Consider the following 15,087-nt stretch of genomic DNA (forward strand, 5'->3'; position numbering starts at 1 on the left):
TGGATCGCGGGCACTTGGTGACGAATGCCGATCCACCACAGAGCGGAGGACTCAGAGAATGGCCGGCGCGATGCGCAAGATGGCGGTCTACCTCGGCCTCGTGGAGGACGATGGGTACGACGGCCGGGGTTTCGACCCCGATGACGACTTCGAACCCGAGCCGGAGCCCGAGCGGGAGCACCGGCGGCACCAGCCTCCCCGCCAGATGGAGCGCGAGGAGCCCGTGCGGGTGGCGGCACCGCCCGCGCAGCGAGAGCCCGCGCCGCTCCCGGTCGAGAGCGGACGCCCGGCGCGAATCGCCCCCGTGGCATCCATCACACCTGAACGCCCGAGCATGGAGAAGAACGCACCCGTGATCATGCCCAAGGTCGTGTCCGAGCGGGAGCCCTACCGCATCACCACACTGCATCCGCGGACCTACAACGAGGCCCGTACCATCGGGGAACACTTCCGCGAGGGCACCCCCGTGATCATGAACCTGACGGAGATGGACGACACGGATGCGAAGCGACTTGTCGACTTTGCCGCGGGACTCGTCTTCGGTCTGCATGGCAGCATTGAACGCGTGACGCAGAAGGTGTTCCTGTTGTCGCCTGCTAACGTCGATGTCACGGCGGAAGACAAGGCCCGCATCGCAGAGGGCGGGTTCTTCAACCAGAGCTGAGAAACGACACCGGGAACGACCGGCCGCACGGCCGGTCGAACGAGAGCCAGGGGAGAGGTAAGCGCGGGATGGGCGTGGCACTGGATGTGGTCTACATCGCGCTGATGTGCTTCCTTGTCGTACTGATCTTCCGGCTGGTCATGGACTACGTCTTCCAGTTCGCCCGTTCATGGCAACCCGGTAAGGCGATGGTGGTCGTTCTTGAGGCCACTTACACTGTCACCGATCCACCGCTCAAGCTTCTGCGGCGATTCATCCCGCCGTTGCGTCTCGGGGGCGTGGCACTCGACCTGTCCTTCTTCGTTCTGATGATCATCGTCTACATCCTGATCTCCATCGTGCGCGGCTTGGGGAACTCGATGTGAGCGATACGGTCCTGCCGACTGCCGACGACTACGTAGAGGTGAAGAAGAGATGCCGCTGACTCCTGAGGACGTGCGGAACAAGCAGTTCACGACCGTCCGCCTGCGAGAAGGCTATGACGAGGACGAGGTCGATGCCTTCCTCGACGAGGTCGAGTCCGAGCTGACCCGTCTGCTCCGTGAGAACGAGGACCTGCGCGCGAAGCTGGCCGCGGCGACCCGTGCCGCCGCGCAGAACCAACAGCAGCAGGGCATGCGTAAACCTCCGGAGCCACAGGACGGCCGCGGCCCGGGCGGACCGGGCGCACCGGTACCTGCCGCCATATCCGGACCACCGGTCCAGCAGCAGCCGCCGCAGATGGGTCCCCCCCAGCTGCCCGGTGGTGCGCCTCAGCTGCCGGCCGGTCCCAGCCACGGCGGCCCCCAGGGTCCCGGCGGCCCCATGGGCCCCGGCCCGATGCAGGGCGGTCCCATGGGTGGCCCGATGGGCGGCCCCATGGGTGGTCACGGTGGCCCGCAGGGTCCCGGCCCGATGGGTCAGGGTCCCGGCGGTGACAGCGCCGCGCGTGTCCTCTCGCTGGCTCAGCAGACCGCCGACCAGGCGATCGCCGAGGCCCGCTCCGAGGCCAACAAGATCGTCGGCGAGGCGCGTTCGCGCGCCGAGGGCCTGGAGCGGGACGCCCGCGCCAAGGCCGACGCCCTCGAGCGGGACGCCCAGGAGAAGCACCGCGTCGCGATGGGCTCCCTCGAGTCCGCGCGCGCCACGCTGGAGCGCAAGGTCGAGGACCTGCGGGGCTTCGAGCGCGAGTACCGGACCAGGCTGAAGTCCTACCTGGAGAGCCAGCTGCGTCAGCTGGAGACCCAGGCGGACGACTCGCTGGCACCGCCGCGCACGCCGGCCGCCGCGTCGCTGCCGCCGTCCCCGGCGCCTTCCATGGCCCCGGCCGGTGCGAGCGCGCCGTCCTACGGCGGCGGTCAGACGATGGGTGGCCACGGCGGCCACGGTGGCCCGCCGCAGTCCGGCCCGTCGTACGGCGGCCAGCAGCAGATGTCGCCGGCGATGACCCAGCCGATGGCACCGGTGCGGCCGCAGGCGCCGCAGCCGATGCAGCAGGCGCCGTCGCCGATGCGCGGCTTCCTGATCGACGAGGACGACAACTGACGGGGTCGCGCGCGCAGCGCGCGTAGCCGTCGGCAGACTGCGGGGCCGGGCCCTGGACGTGGATCACGTCCAGGGCCCGGCCTTTTGCGCTGCGCGGGTGGGTGTGGTTGCTGCGGGTGCGTGGCCGCTGCGCGGGGCGTGTCCCCCTACCCGCCTCTTCCCGCTGTACCGATGTGCGCCTCCGCCGCGTGACGGGCTCCGTGCGGACCCGTTCACCGCGCTGCGCGCGGTGTTTCAGGGGCTCCGCCCCCTACGCCGCCCGGCGGCGTGAGAGGGGTACCCTCCCAGCCCTTGACCCCGTGCCTCAATCGCCGGCGGGGCTGGATGCGCTCCCGCCGCGGGGGCTGATTTCGCGGGGCGAAAGCCAGCCTGGCTGGAGGTGCTCCCTCTTCGCCCTGCGGCGTGGGAAGGGCCTGGTTGGTCTTCTTCGTCCGGCGGCGTGGGAGAGCCTGGCTGGGGGCACTTCCTCTACGCCTGGCGTCGTGGGAAGTACCCCCGCTCACGGCCGCCGGGCCGTAGAGGGAGATTGAGGCGACCCGCGGCCCGCAGGGCGACAACAAGGCCCGCCGGGGCGGTGTACCGCGGCCCGCAGGGCGGCAACAGGCACCCCGGGGCGGCGCCTGGGGGCCTGCCCCGGGCCCAGCCGGCCTCGGGACCCGGGGGCTGCCCCGCGGTTCGGGAAGGGGCGGGGCGGGGGACGGCGAAGGGCCCGGCCAACATGTGGCCGGGCCCGGTTCGTTCGCGGTCGAGCCGTTACGCCTTGCGCAGGCGGAACGTCAGGGACAGACCCTCGTCGGTGAACGGCGAGCCGTACGTCTCGTCCGCGTCACCACCCGCGAAGTCCGTCGCCAGTACCTCGTCCGCGATCAGCGACGCGTGGTCGGAGAGCGCCGACGTGACCTCGGGGTCCTCGGAGGACCAGCGCAGGGCGATCCGGTCCGCCACGTCGAGGCCGCTGTTCTTGCGGGCCTCCTGGATCAGGCGGATCGCGTCACGCGCCAGCCCGGCCCTCCGCAGCTCCGGCGTGATCTCCAGGTCGAGCGCGACCGTCGCACCGGAGTCGGAGGCGACCGACCAGCCCTCCCGCGGGGTCTCCGTGATGATGACCTCCTCCGGGGAGAGCATGATCGTCTCGCCGTTCACCTCGAGGGGCGCCTCGCCGGAGCGCAGCGCCAGCGACAGGGCCGCCGCGTCCGCCGCGGCCACGGCCTTGGCGACGTCCTGGACGCCCTTGCCGAAGCGCTTGCCGAGGGCCCGGAAGTTCGCCTTCGCCGTGGTGTCCACCAGCGATCCGCCCACCTCCGACAGGGAGGCGAGCGAGGAGACGTTCAGCTCCTCCGTGATCTGGTCCCGGAGTTCCTCGGAGAGCGAGGCGAACCCGGTCGCGGCCACCAGCGCCCGGGAGAGCGGCTGCCGGGTCTTCACCCCGGACTCGGCACGCGTCGCGCGGCCCAGCTCGACCAGGCGGCGCACGAGAGCCATCTGGGACGAGAGGGTCGGGTCGATCGCGTCCAGGTCGGCCACCGGCCACGACGACAGGTGGACGGACTCCGGCGCGTCCGGTGTCACCGGCGCGACCATGTCCTGCCAGACCCGCTCCGTGATGAACGGGGTCAGCGGGGCCATCAGCCGCGTGACCGTCTCCACCACGTCGTGCAGCGTCCGCAGCGCCGAGGCGTCGCCCTGCCAGAACCGGCGGCGCGAGCGGCGCACGTACCAGTTCGACAGGTCGTCGACGAAGGCGGAGAGCAGCTTGCCGGCACGCTGGGTGTCGTACGCCTCCATGGCCTGCGTGACCTGGTCCACCAGCGCGTGCAGCTCGGAGAGCAGCCAGCGGTCGAGGACCGTGCGCTCGGCCGGGGCCGGGTCGGCCGCCGACGGGGCCCAGCCCGACGTACGGGCGTACAGGGCCTGGAAGGCCACCGTGTTCCAGTACGTGAGGAGGGTCTTGCGCACGACCTCCTGGATCGTGCCGTGGCCCACGCGCCGCGCCGCCCACGGCGAACCGCCGGCCGCCATGAACCAGCGGACCGCGTCCGCCCCGTGCTGGTCCATCAGCGGGATCGGCTGCAGGATGTTGCCCAGGTGCTTGGACATCTTGCGGCCGTCCTCGGCGAGGATGTGGCCGAGGCAGACCACGTTCTCGTACGACGACTTGTCGAAGACCAGCGTTCCGACGGCCATCAGCGTGTAGAACCAGCCGCGGGTCTGGTCGATCGCCTCCGAGATGAACTGCGCCGGGTAGCGCTTCTCGAAGATCTCCTTGTTCTTGTACGGGTAGCCCCACTGAGCGAACGGCATCGAACCCGAGTCGTACCAGGCGTCGATGACCTCCGGTACACGGGTCGCGGTGCCGGAGCACTGCGGGCAGTCGAAGGTGACGTCGTCGATGTACGGGCGGTGCGGGTCGAGGCCCGACTGGTCGGTGCCGGTCAGCTCCGACAGCTCGCCGAGCGAGCCGACGCAGGTGAGGTGGTTCTCCTCGCAGCGCCAGATCGGCAGCGGGGTGCCCCAGTAACGGTTGCGGGACAACGCCCAGTCGATGTTGTTGTTCAGCCAGTCTCCGAACCGGCCCTGCTTGACCGAGTCGGGGAACCAGTTGGTCGCCTCGTTCTCGGCGAGCAGCCGGTCCTTGACGGCCGTGGTGCGGATGTACCAGGACGGCTGCGCGTAGTAGAGCAGCGCGGTGTGGCAGCGCCAGCAGTGCGGGTAGCTGTGCTCGTACGGGATGTGCTTGAACAGCAGCCCGCGAGTCTGCAGATCCGCGGTCAGCTGTTCGTCCGCCTTCTTGAAGAAGACACCACCGACCAGCGGCACGTCCTCCTCGAAGGTGCCGTCGGGGCGGACCGGATTGACGACCGGCAGACCGTAGGAGCGGCAGACCTTGAGGTCGTCCTCACCGAACGCGGGGGACTGGTGGACCAGACCCGTACCGTCCTCGGTGGTCACGTAGTCGGCGTTGACGACGTAGTGCGCGGGCTCGGGGAACTCGACCAGGTCGAACGGCCGCTGGTACGTCCAGCGCTCCATCTCGGCGCCGGTGAACGTCTGCCCGGTGGCCTCCCAGCCCTCGCCGAGCGCCTTCTCCAGCAGCGGCTCGGCGACGACGAGCTTCTCGTCGCCGTTCGTCGCCACGATGTACGTGACGTCGGGGTGCGCGGCGACCGCCGTGTTGGACACCAGGGTCCACGGGGTGGTCGTCCACACCAGGAGCGCGGCCTCGCCCGCGAGGGGGCCGCTCGTCAGCGGGAAGCGCACGAAGACGGAGGGGTCGACGACCGTCTCGTAGCCCTGCGCCAGCTCGTGGTCCGACAGGCCGGTGCCGCAGCGGGGGCACCAGGGGGCGACGCGGTGGTCCTGGACCAGCAGGCCCTTGTTGAAGATCTCCTTCAGCGACCACCACACCGACTGGACGTAGTCCGGGTCCATGGTGCGGTAGGCGTCGTCGAGGTCGACCCAGTAGCCCATGCGGGTCGTCAGCTCGGCGAAGGCGTCCGTGTGCCGGGTCACCGACTCGCGGCACTTGGCGTTGAACTCGGCGATGCCGTACGCCTCGATGTCCTTCTTGCCGGCGAAGCCGAGTTCCTTCTCGACCGCGAGCTCGACCGGCAGACCGTGGCAGTCCCAGCCGGCCTTGCGGGCCACGTGGTAGCCGCGCATGGTGCGGAAGCGGGGGAAGACGTCCTTGAAGACGCGGGCCTCGATGTGGTGGGCGCCCGGCATGCCGTTCGCCGTGGGCGGGCCCTCGTAGAACACCCACTCGGGGCGGCCCTCGGACTGCTCGAGGCTCTTGGCGAAGATCTTGCTCTCGCGCCAGAAGTCGAGCACGGCGTGCTCGAGCGCGGGCAGGTCGACCTGGGCCGGCACCTGACGGTACTGGGGGGGTGTCATCTACGAACTCCTCCGGCGGACAGCTTCTCTTCCGTCGGAGGGACGAGAACGCCGGTGCGGCGCGGCTCCCGCGGTACCACCCTCCTTGGCGGTGCACAGGTCACCGCCCCCTCATTGGGGTCGCGACGCCGGTTCTACCGGCCACGGGGTCTCCGCGGCTTTCTTCCGGCGGCTCCGGGGTGATGCTTCACATCGCGCTCGCCCCCGGGCTCTCACCGTCCCCGGGTCGCTCTTGGCTGCGTACGACGCTACTCGTCCCCATCCACGCCTCTCGCTGCGCCCAGTGTACGGGCCCACGCGGGCGGAGGCCGACCGCTTTACGACCGCGGCCCGGTTGACCCGAATGGCCACACCGCCGTCGGCGGTGCGTGTCGCGTCCCGCCGGGCGGATTACCGGGCGGGGAGCTGGGCACAACGGATGCAGGCCGGCTTCTCGCAGCCCAGGGGCGGGCCGAACCGGCGGCGTGCCCCGTTGCCGCGGGGCTGGTGTCGATTTATCGTCCCAGCACGATTCGCGAGCAAGATCACAATATGTGAAGGGGCCGCGGCCATGGTGGCGAAGAAGACTGCCGAGAAGACGGCGTCCGCGCGTTCCGCCGCCGCGGGGGCGGTCACCGGGAGGCATGCCTCCCGGGAGCCCGCCGCGAAGACGGCCACGGCCCGCAAGACCACGTCCGGGGCGGCCGTCGCCTCGGACAAGGCCGCCGGGAAGCCGGTGACCGCAGGCCCCGGGGCCGCGAAGAAGACGTCGTCCGCGGGCGAGGCGAAGAAGGCCGCGGCGAAGAAGTCCACGGCCAGGAAGACCACCACGACCGAGCAGCCCCGCACCGGCACCGCGAAGCCCGCGAGGAGGACGACGGCCGCCGGCAGGTCCGCTGCGGCCGAGGAGGTTGTGCCGGCGGCTGAGGCGGCTGGAGGGACAGTGCCGGAGACGGCCGCACCCAAGAAGGCCCCACCCAAGAAGGCTGCGGCCAAGAAGACCGCGGCGAAGAAGACCGCGGCGAAGAAGGCCGCGGCGAAGAAGGCCGCGGCGAAGAAGACGGCAGCCAGGAAAGCGGTGGCCGAGCAGGCCGCGGCTGAGGCTGCCGAAGGGACGGTGCCGGAGAAGGCGGCAGCCAGGAAGGCCACGGCGAAGAAGGCCACGGCGAAGAAGGCCACGGCGAAGAAGGCCGCGAAGAAGGCGTCCGCCAAGAAGACCACGGCCCGCAGGGCCGGGAAGAAGACCGTTCCGGAAGCCGAACCGGCGCCCGGGCCGGTCACCGAGGAGGTCGCCGACAAGGCGACCGCCGACAAGAAGGCCGCGCCCGCGGCCGAGGGGGCGGCCGAGGCCGCCGAGCAGACAGGAGCCAGGACGGTGGCAGCGAAGAAGACCGCGGGTAGGGCATCAGGCGGAGGCGGTAGCGCGGTGGCGGTGCCCACGGCCCGTGCGGCGGCCGCGACACCGCCGGGAGAGCTGGCGGTACGGCCCGGTGAGGATCCGTGGACCCAGGAGGAGGTCGACGAGGCGCGCACCGATCTCGAGGGCGAGGCCGCGCGGCTGAACGCGGAGATCGCCTCCTCGGAGGCGGCGCTCGCCGGCCTGATGCGGGATTCCGGTGACGGCGCGGGCGACGACGAGGCCGACACCGGCGCGAAGAACATCACGCGTGAGCACGAGATGGCGCTCGCCGCGAACGGCCGCGAAATGCTGGAGCAGACCGAGCACGCGCTGCATCGACTCGACACCGGGACGTACGGCATCTGCGAGAGCTGCGGTCAGCCGATCGGGAAGGCGCGCATGCAGGCGTTCCCCCGCGCGACGCTGTGCGTCGAGTGCAAGCAGAAGCAGGAGCGCAGAGGCTGACCCGGCGAAGGCGTGCCGTACCCTCGTCCTCAGTCAGGTACCTAGGTTGAGGGACTCACGTGGCAGAGGCGGAGCGCGTCATCGGTACGCCAGATGTTGACGACGAGGCTGCGGCGCCCGCCGAGCCGCCGAAGGGCAAGCGCAAGATCGCCGTGCTGTTCGCGGTGGCACTCGTGGCCTACCTGCTGGACCTGGGCAGCAAGCTGCTCGTGGTGGCCAAGCTGGAGCACCACGAGCCCATCGAGATCATCGGTGATCTGCTGAAGTTCGAGGCGGTCCGCAACCCGGGCGCCGCCTTCGGCATGGGTGAGGCATTCACCGTCATCTTCACCTTCATCGCGGCGACGGTGATCGTCGTGATCGTGCGTCTGGCGCGCAAGCTCTACAGCGGTCCCTGGGCGGTCGCCCTGGGGCTGCTGCTGGGCGGGGCGCTCGGCAATCTCACCGACCGGATCTTCCGTTCGCCCGGCGTCTTCGAGGGCGCGGTCGTGGACTTCATCGCGCCCGCGCACTTCGCCGTGTTCAACCTCGCGGACTCGGCGATCGTGTGCGGTGGTGTGCTGATCGTGCTGCTGTCGTTCAAGGGCCTGGACCCCGACGGGACAGTCCACAAGGACTGACAGGGCATACTCGACGGGTGAGTACCCTTCCCGAGATCCGCACCCTGCCCGTACCCGACGGTCTGGAGGGCGAGCGCGTCGACGCCGCCATCTCCCGCATGTTCGGTTTCTCCCGTACGAAGGCGGCCGAACTGGCCGCTGCCGGGAAGGTGCAGGTCGACGGCTCGGTCGTCGCCAAGTCGGAGCGGGTGCACGGCGGCGCCTGGCTCGAGGTCGAGATGCCGCAGGCGCCCGCCCCCGTGCAGATCGTCGCCGAGCCCGTCGAGGGCATGGAGATCGTGCACGACGACGACGACATCGTCGTGATCGTCAAGCCGGTCGGTGTGGCGGCGCATCCGAGTCCGGGCTGGACCGGCACCACCGTGATCGGCGGGCTCGCGGCCGCCGGGTACCGCATCTCGACATCGGGCGCCGCCGAGCGACAGGGCATCGTCCACCGCCTCGACGTCGGCACGTCCGGACTGATGGTCGTCGCCAAGTCGGAGCGTGCGTACACCCTGCTCAAGCAGCAGTTCCGGGAGCGGGTCGTCGACAAGCGCTACCACGCGCTGGTGCAGGGCCACCCCGACCCGCTGAGCGGCACCATCGACGCACCCATCGGCCGTCACCCGAACCTCGACTACAAGTGGGCGGTCACGGCGGAGGGGAAGCCCTCGGTGACGCACTACGACCTGATCGAGGCGTACCGCGCGGCGTCGTTGCTGGACATCAAGCTGGAGACGGGCCGCACTCACCAGATCCGGGTGCACATGTCGGCCCACCGCCACCCGTGCGTGGGCGACCTGACGTACGGCGCGGACCCCACTCTTGCGAAGCGGCTCGGTCTGACCCGGCAGTGGCTGCACGCGGTGCGGCTCGGCTTCGAGCACCCCTCGGACGGGCAGTGGGTGGAGTTCGCGAGCACCTACCCGGCCGACCTCCAGCAGGCGCTGGACCGGATCGCGGCGGAGAGCGAGTGAGCACCGCGGAGCGCGTGAGCGCGTACAGCGTGCGGGTCGCCGTCGGCACCGTCGACCGCGAGGCGTGCTTCGCGGTCCGCAGGCAGGTGTTCGTCGCCGAGCAGCGGGTTCCGGAGGACATCGAGTACGACGCCTACGACGCGGAGGAGTCGGACACGGTCCACGTCCTCGCGGTGGGCACGGACGGTACGGCGCTGGGCACGGGACGGTTGCTGCACGGGGCCACGGCGGTCGGGAAGACGGGCGGCGACCTCACGGTCGGCTCGCTCGGCCGGCTCGCGGTGACCAGGGCGGCCCGCGGTCTCGGCGTGGGCGTGGCCCTGGTGCGGGCCATCGAGGACGCGGCGCGTGACCTCGGCCTCGCGGCCGTCGACCTTCATGCGCAGACCCATGCGCTGGGCTTCTACGAGAGGCTCGGGTACACGGCTTACGGTGCGGAGTTCCTGGACGCGGGCATCGCGCACCTTGCCATGCGGCGGGTGCTCCCCGCCTCCTGACCGACGGCGCCCTCCGTGCGGTGACGGGTGCACGTCCTGTGGCGCGGACGCCCGCCCCGCGGAGGACGGGACGGGCGTGGCGGGTACGGGGCGGGGCAGGCCCGGTGCGCGGCGGGCGGGAGTCAGCCGCGGCCCGTGCGGGGCGTGCTCCCCTCCGTCTCCGGCGTCTCCACCGCCTCCGTGTAGTCGCTCGCGTTGTTGCTGTGGATCTCCTCCGTCCGCGGTGGCCGGGTCTTCCTCGGCCACTGGCCCTCCGGCGGCAGCGACGCCGCCGACGTGGCGATCCGCGGCAGCGCGTAGGGGTGCTTCTCGCACAGCCAGGCGATCATCTGCTCCCGTACCACGCACCGTGCCGTCCATATGTCGTCCGCGTCCTTGGCGGTCACGACGGCCCGTACCTCGATCGTGCTCGGTGTGGTGTCCGTCACGGCGAGGCTCCAGTCCCTGCCGTCCCAGGCCTTGCAGTCGTCGAGGATCTCCTGGAGCTTCTCCCGCATGAGGGCGACCGGTGCGGAGTGGTCCAGCTGGAAGTAGACCGTTCCGGTCATCTGGACGCCGCCGCGGGACCAGTTCTCGAAGGGCTTGCCGGTGAAGTACGACACCGGCATGGTGATCCGGCGCTCGTCCCAGGTCCGTACGGCGAGGAACGTGAGGGTGACCTCCTCGACGACGCCCCACTCGCCGTCCACGACCACCGTGTCGCCGATCCGCACCATGTCGCCGAAGGCGATCTGGAAGCCGGCGAAGAGGTTGCCGAGGGTGGACTGCGCCGCGACACCGGCGACGATGCCGATGATGCCCGCGGAGGCCAGCATGGACGTGCCGAACTTCTCCATCGCGGGGAACGTCAGCAGCATCGCCGCGACCGCCACCACCGCGACGACCGCGGTGACGATCCGCATGATCAGTGTGATCTGGGTCCGTACCCGTCGGACGCGGGCGCGGTCGCGGGTGCCGGAGGCGTAGCGCGTGTACGTGGACTCCACCACGGCGGACACGGCCCGGACCACCAGCCAGGCGCTCGCGCCGATCAGGATCAGTGAGAGCACATGTCCGATCCCGGCCTCGTGCCGTTCGACGAGGGCCCAGCGCGTCTCGTGGTAGACGCCTCTGAGCAGCCCTCCGAGAAGCACGAGCTGGAACGGCAGGCGGCACCTGCGCAGCATGTCCCACAGGGGGGTCTCGGGGTGGCGTTCGTCGATGCGGCGCAGCAGCCGGTCGACCGCCCAGCCGAGCAGCAGGGCCAGTAGGACCGCTCCGCCTATGACGGCGAGCGGGCGCAGTACGTTCTCCATGTCTCCTTGACTCCTGGTGGCGAAGGCGGCTGGCAGGATGGCCGGATGAACATCATCCTTTTCCATTCGACCTTCGGTCTGCGTCCGGCGGTGCACGCGGCCGCCGACCGGCTGCGTGCCGCCGGGCACGAGGTTCGCGTGCCCGACCTGTTCGAGGGGCAAACCGCGGAGACAGTGGAGGAGGGCAGGGAGCTCAGGGAGACGATCGGGACGGACGAACTGCTCCGGCGGGCGATCCGCGCCGCCGCGCCGTACTCCGACCAGGGGCTGGTGTACGCGGGGTTTTCGCTCGGTGGGGCGCTCGCACAGAATCTGGCGCTCGCTGACGAGAAGGCCCGAGGGCTGCTGCTCCTGCACGGGACCTCCGACATCGCGGAGGGCGTGCGGGTGGACGACCTGCCTGTGCAGCTGCACGTCGCCAGTCCCGACCCGTTCGAGCCCGACGACTGGCTGAACGCCTGGTACCTGCGGATGCAGCGGGCGGGCGCGGACGTAGAGGTCCACCGCCACCCGGGCGCCGGGCACCTCTACACCGACCCCGAACTGCCGGACTACGACGAGGAAGCGGCCGAGCAGACGTGGCGGACGGTGCTCGGGTTCCTCGAGTCGCTCTGAAAGGCCGCGGGAGGGACGACGGAGCCGCCCGGCCCGCTGGTGGCGGGCCGGGCGGCGGGTGTGGATCCGATCAGCCGCGGTAGGCGGTCCAGTGGTCCTTCATCCGCTGCACCTGGCCAGAGGTGAACTGGTACATGCAGGCGTCGTAGGTGTAGTCCATGAAGTTGTGGATCGGGTCCGCACCGGCCTTGCGGGTGCAGGAGTCCTGGCCCTCCGGGCAGGCGTAGGCCGGGCTCTTCTCGGCCGGGGTGTCCTCGACGTAGTCGCCGTTGCCGTTACAGCCGCCCTGGAAGGTGTGGTACAGCCCCATCCAGTGGCCGACCTCGTGGGTGGCGGTGTCGCCCTCGTCGTAGTTGGTGGCGGAGCCGCCGGGCAGCGAGGCGTCGAGCACGACCACGCCGTCCATGGACGGGTTGGAGTTGTACGAGGACGGGAAGGTCGCCCAGCCGAGGAGGCCGCCGCCGAGCTTGGCGGTGTAGAAGTTCAGCGCGTTCGCGCCACCCTGGCGGAGGGTGGACTTCATCTCCTTCTCGGCGGTGGAGCCCGAGGTCAGGTTGTACCAGGACGCGTTGTCCGAGTAGTCGGTCCCGGCCAGGGTGAACTGGAAGCTCGAGTCGACGTTGCCGGTGCCCTGGCCGGCGAACGCCGAGTTCAGGACGGCGAGCTGGCTGTTGATCTGGGTGCTGGTGAGCTTGCCGGTCTCGCCGTCGTGGATGACGTGGAAGTAGACCGGGATCGAGGTCGCGGCGGTGGCCGAGAAGCCACGGCCGCTGGTGCGCGCGGCGTCCAGTCTCTTCTTCAGATCGGCGTCCATGGCCTTGGCCTTGGACTCGGTGATCTCGTTGGGCTCGTGGGCGTGGTCGGCGCCGGGGCGGCTCTCTCGTGCCGCGGCGCCCGCGTGCTCGTCCTCCACGCACTCGGCGGCGGATGCGGAGGCGGCCGACACCGGCGCCTTGGGGGCCGCGACGCTGCCCGGGGCGGAGAGCGGGGCGAGGGCCAGGGTTCCGGCCATGATCGCCGTACCGACGGCGCGGTGGCGCAGTCGGGGGGATATACGGGCAAGAGCGCGCATTACGTCTCCTCGCGGGGGGTTTTGAGGGGGCCGTTCCTGGCCACCGCGGGGAGATTACGGGTGCATGTCAGATCTTGATGAGGACCCTTCAAGCCCAATCAATCCATGGGGCATTGCGGACATCGGGGAGAAACGTTTCGGCCGTGTCCGGTGATTGAGATCCGCGCGTAACTGTCGCAGTGACGGCGACGGGTGGTGTGTCCGTATTCATGGCGCAAAACACGCCACCCGTCGTAGCGATCTGATCTTCCGTCGGCGGTGCAGCGCTTGGCTGAAAATCGCCCCTAGCGCACCGGCTGGTTCACTCTCTCGACCTTCTGCGTTCCGCTGAGGGTCCGATAGGAGCGGGACCAGGAGGACGATGCGTCCTGCTTCGTCCGGTCGGAGATCGTGTAGTAGTCCATCTGCGAGCGCTCCGCGGTGACGTCCAGGACGCCGTAGCCGTGGGCGTCCATGTCCACCCACTTCACATGGCGGTTCGCCGCCCGCACCGCCGCCGACGCGACCAGCGAGACGGTTCCCGGAGCGACATGGAGGATGTCGTCCAGGTTGTCGGAGCTCACCGACGTCACGACGAACTCCGTGGCCGCCGAGCCCGACAGCGGATACGTCGCCGCCCTGACCGGGACGTCGTTCGCCCACGCCATGTGGATGTCCCCGGTGAGGAAGACGGTGTTCTCGACACCCCGCTGCGTCAGATGCGCCAGCAGTTCCCTGCGGTCGTCCGTGTAGCCGTCCCACTGGTCCACGTTGACGGCGAGGCCCTCCTTGGGCAGCCCCGCCAACTCGGCTATCGGCTCCAGCAGATACGCGGGAAGCGAGCCGAAGGCGACCGGCGAGATCATCACCGAGGTGCCGACCAGCTGCCACGACGCGTCGGACGTCGCGAGACCCGTCTTCAGCCAGTCCAGCTGCGCCCGGCCGGTCAGCGTGCGGTCCGGGTCGTCCACGTCCCCGTTGCCGATGCCCGACTGCTGCGAGCGGAAGGAGCGCAGGTCGAGCAGATGCAGATCGGCGAGCCTGCCGAAGCGCAGCCGCCGGTAGACCGTTCCCTCGGTCGAGGCGCGCACCGGCATCCACTCGAAGTACGCCTGCTTGGCCGCCGCGACGCGGGCCGTCCAGTCGCCCTCCGTGCCGGGTGTGTGGTTCTGCGCACCGCCCGACCAGGCGTCGTTGGCGAACTCGTGGTCGTCCCATATCGCGATGACCGGATGCGCGGCGTGCAGCGCCTGGAGGTCGGCGTCCGTCTTGTAGGTGGCGTGCCGCAGCCGGTAGTCGGAGAGCGTCACGATCTCGTGTCTCGGCTCGTGCGGGCGCACGACGTACTGCTCCGCCGGGTAGCCGCCGGTCGCGTACTCGTAGATGTAGTCGCCGAGGTGGAGGACGGCGTCGAGGTCGCCGCGGGCGGCGAGGTGGCGGTACGCGGAGAACCAGCCGGCCTCCCAGTTGGCGCACGACACGACACCGAAACGCACCCCCGGCGTGGCCGCGTCCGGGGCGGGGGCGGTGCGGGTGCGTCCGGACGGAGACACGGTGTCGCCCGCGGCGAAGCGGTACCAGTAGGAGGTGCCCGGACGGAGGCCGCGGACATCCACCTTGACGGTGTGGTCGGAGGCGGCCCTCGAAGTGGTGGTGCCCCGGGCGGCGATCCGGGTGAAGCCCCTGTCCTCCGCGACCTCCCACACCACTTCGGTGTCGGCGCCCAGACCGGAGCCGGGAACGGCCTCCGCGCTCGGCGTGACACGGGTCCACAGCAGGACGCCGTCGGGCAGCGGGTCGCCGGAGGCGATGCCGTGGAGGAATGCGGGAGCCTCCTCCGCCGCTGCGGCGGGGGAGGCGGCGGCCGTCGCGAGGACGGGGGTGGCGACGGCGGTGGCGGCAGCGGCCTTGACGACCGTGCGGCGACTGGGAGTTGAGGAAAATCGACTGGTCACGGCCGATCAGACTACTGATCAGTACGTCGAAAGGGCGGGCGAACGTGGAAAGTTCGCCCGCCCATCCGGAGCGGTAAACCGGGTGTTTCCTCCGGACCGCCGGCGCCCGCCGTCAGGGGGCGCTCGGCGACCGGTGATCAGCGAGTCGCGATGGAACAGGGAGCGACCGGGTT

General features: G+C 70.5%; 12 protein-coding genes. 8 read left to right on the forward strand and 4 right to left on the reverse strand.

The genetic code is table 11. The annotated features are described in order from the left end of the window. The first annotated feature begins 58 nt into the window (after window positions 1–58). The 3 genes from ACFYV1_RS10395 (at window position 59) to ACFYV1_RS10405 (ending at window position 2,188) form a co-directional block, all read left to right on the forward strand. Window positions 59–664, forward strand: a complete 606-nt coding sequence (locus ACFYV1_RS10395) for a cell division protein SepF (protein ID WP_389395012.1) — start codon at window positions 59–61, stop codon at window positions 662–664. Between the two features lie 68 nt (window positions 665–732). Then, window positions 733–1,029, forward strand: a complete 297-nt coding sequence (locus ACFYV1_RS10400; RefSeq protein WP_005318710.1) for a YggT family protein — start codon at window positions 733–735, stop codon at window positions 1,027–1,029. A 49-nt stretch (window positions 1,030–1,078) separates the two neighbouring features. Further along, a complete protein-coding gene (locus ACFYV1_RS10405; RefSeq protein ID WP_389395013.1) occupies window positions 1,079–2,188 on the forward strand; it encodes a DivIVA domain-containing protein in 1,110 nt (369 codons plus the stop codon). Window positions 2,189–2,941: 753 nt separating this feature from the next. Here the strand turns inward: ACFYV1_RS10405 and ileS are convergent. Next, window positions 2,942–6,079, reverse strand: coding sequence for an isoleucine--tRNA ligase (gene ileS / locus ACFYV1_RS10410; RefSeq protein ID WP_389395014.1), 3,138 nt, complete (start codon window positions 6,077–6,079; stop codon window positions 2,942–2,944). A 550-nt stretch (window positions 6,080–6,629) separates the two neighbouring features. Between ileS and ACFYV1_RS10415 the strand changes: the two genes are divergently transcribed. The 4 genes from ACFYV1_RS10415 to ACFYV1_RS10430 are packed head-to-tail and all read left to right on the forward strand — an operon-like array spanning window position 6,630 to window position 9,998. After that, window positions 6,630–7,922 carry a TraR/DksA family transcriptional regulator gene (locus ACFYV1_RS10415; RefSeq protein WP_389395015.1) on the forward strand — a complete coding sequence of 431 codons (1,293 nt, stop codon included), beginning with the start codon at window positions 6,630–6,632 and terminating at the stop codon, window positions 7,920–7,922. A 59-nt stretch (window positions 7,923–7,981) separates the two neighbouring features. Then, window positions 7,982–8,542, forward strand: a complete 561-nt coding sequence (lspA, locus tag ACFYV1_RS10420) for a signal peptidase II (protein WP_389395016.1) — start codon at window positions 7,982–7,984, stop codon at window positions 8,540–8,542. Window positions 8,543–8,559: 17 nt separating this feature from the next. Next, window positions 8,560–9,501, forward strand: a complete 942-nt coding sequence (locus ACFYV1_RS10425) for an RluA family pseudouridine synthase (protein WP_389395017.1) — start codon at window positions 8,560–8,562, stop codon at window positions 9,499–9,501. Continuing rightward, the gene (locus ACFYV1_RS10430; protein WP_389395018.1) at window positions 9,498–9,998 is read left to right on the forward strand and encodes a GNAT family N-acetyltransferase; all 501 of its coding nucleotides are present in this window, start codon (window positions 9,498–9,500) and stop codon (window positions 9,996–9,998) included. Before ACFYV1_RS10425 ends, ACFYV1_RS10430 begins: the two co-directional genes overlap by 4 nt. 122 nt (window positions 9,999–10,120) lie before the next feature. On the opposite strand, the gene ACFYV1_RS10435 is transcribed toward ACFYV1_RS10430, so the two are convergent. Continuing rightward, window positions 10,121–11,293, reverse strand: coding sequence for a mechanosensitive ion channel family protein (locus ACFYV1_RS10435; RefSeq protein ID WP_389395019.1), 1,173 nt, complete (start codon window positions 11,291–11,293; stop codon window positions 10,121–10,123). A gap of 45 nt (window positions 11,294–11,338) precedes the next feature. On the opposite strand from ACFYV1_RS10435, the gene ACFYV1_RS10440 reads away from it, so the two are divergent. Next, on the forward strand, window positions 11,339–11,908 hold the full coding sequence (locus tag ACFYV1_RS10440; protein ID WP_389395020.1) for a dienelactone hydrolase family protein: 570 nt from the start codon (window positions 11,339–11,341) through the stop codon (window positions 11,906–11,908). A 70-nt stretch (window positions 11,909–11,978) separates the two neighbouring features. On the opposite strand, the gene ACFYV1_RS10445 is transcribed toward ACFYV1_RS10440, so the two are convergent. Together ACFYV1_RS10445 and ACFYV1_RS10450 are read right to left on the reverse strand one after the other, a co-directional pair. Then, window positions 11,979–12,980, reverse strand: a complete 1,002-nt coding sequence (locus tag ACFYV1_RS10445) for a zinc metalloprotease (RefSeq protein ID WP_389395021.1) — start codon at window positions 12,978–12,980, stop codon at window positions 11,979–11,981. Window positions 12,981–13,264: 284 nt separating this feature from the next. Further along, window positions 13,265–14,914: an alkaline phosphatase D family protein gene (locus ACFYV1_RS10450; protein WP_389395022.1), complete on the reverse strand. Its 1,650-nt coding sequence runs from the start codon at window positions 14,912–14,914 to the stop codon at window positions 13,265–13,267. Between the last annotated feature and the right edge of the window lie 173 nt (window positions 14,915–15,087).

The sequence above is a fragment of the Streptomyces sp. NPDC003023 genome, assembly GCF_042888225.1.
Lineage (GTDB): Bacteria > Actinomycetota > Actinomycetes > Streptomycetales > Streptomycetaceae > Streptomyces.

Bases quoted from the DNA above. Each gene is read 5' to 3' on its own strand.
- ACFYV1_RS10395 (WP_389395012.1), top strand. From the start codon at position 59: ATGGCCGGCGCGATGCGCAAGATGGCGGTCTACCTCGGCCTCGTGGAG.
- ACFYV1_RS10400 (WP_005318710.1), top strand. From the start codon at position 733: ATGGGCGTGGCACTGGATGTGGTCTACATCGCGCTGATGTGCTTCCTT.
- ACFYV1_RS10405 (WP_389395013.1), top strand. From the start codon at position 1,079: ATGCCGCTGACTCCTGAGGACGTGCGGAACAAGCAGTTCACGACCGTC.
- ileS (WP_389395014.1), bottom strand. From the start codon at position 6,079: ATGACACCCCCCCAGTACCGTCAGGTGCCGGCCCAGGTCGACCTGCCC.
- ACFYV1_RS10415 (WP_389395015.1), top strand. From the start codon at position 6,630: ATGGTGGCGAAGAAGACTGCCGAGAAGACGGCGTCCGCGCGTTCCGCC.
- ACFYV1_RS10435 (WP_389395019.1), bottom strand. From the start codon at position 11,293: ATGGAGAACGTACTGCGCCCGCTCGCCGTCATAGGCGGAGCGGTCCTA.
- ACFYV1_RS10440 (WP_389395020.1), top strand. From the start codon at position 11,339: ATGAACATCATCCTTTTCCATTCGACCTTCGGTCTGCGTCCGGCGGTG.
- ACFYV1_RS10445 (WP_389395021.1), bottom strand. From the start codon at position 12,980: ATGCGCGCTCTTGCCCGTATATCCCCCCGACTGCGCCACCGCGCCGTC.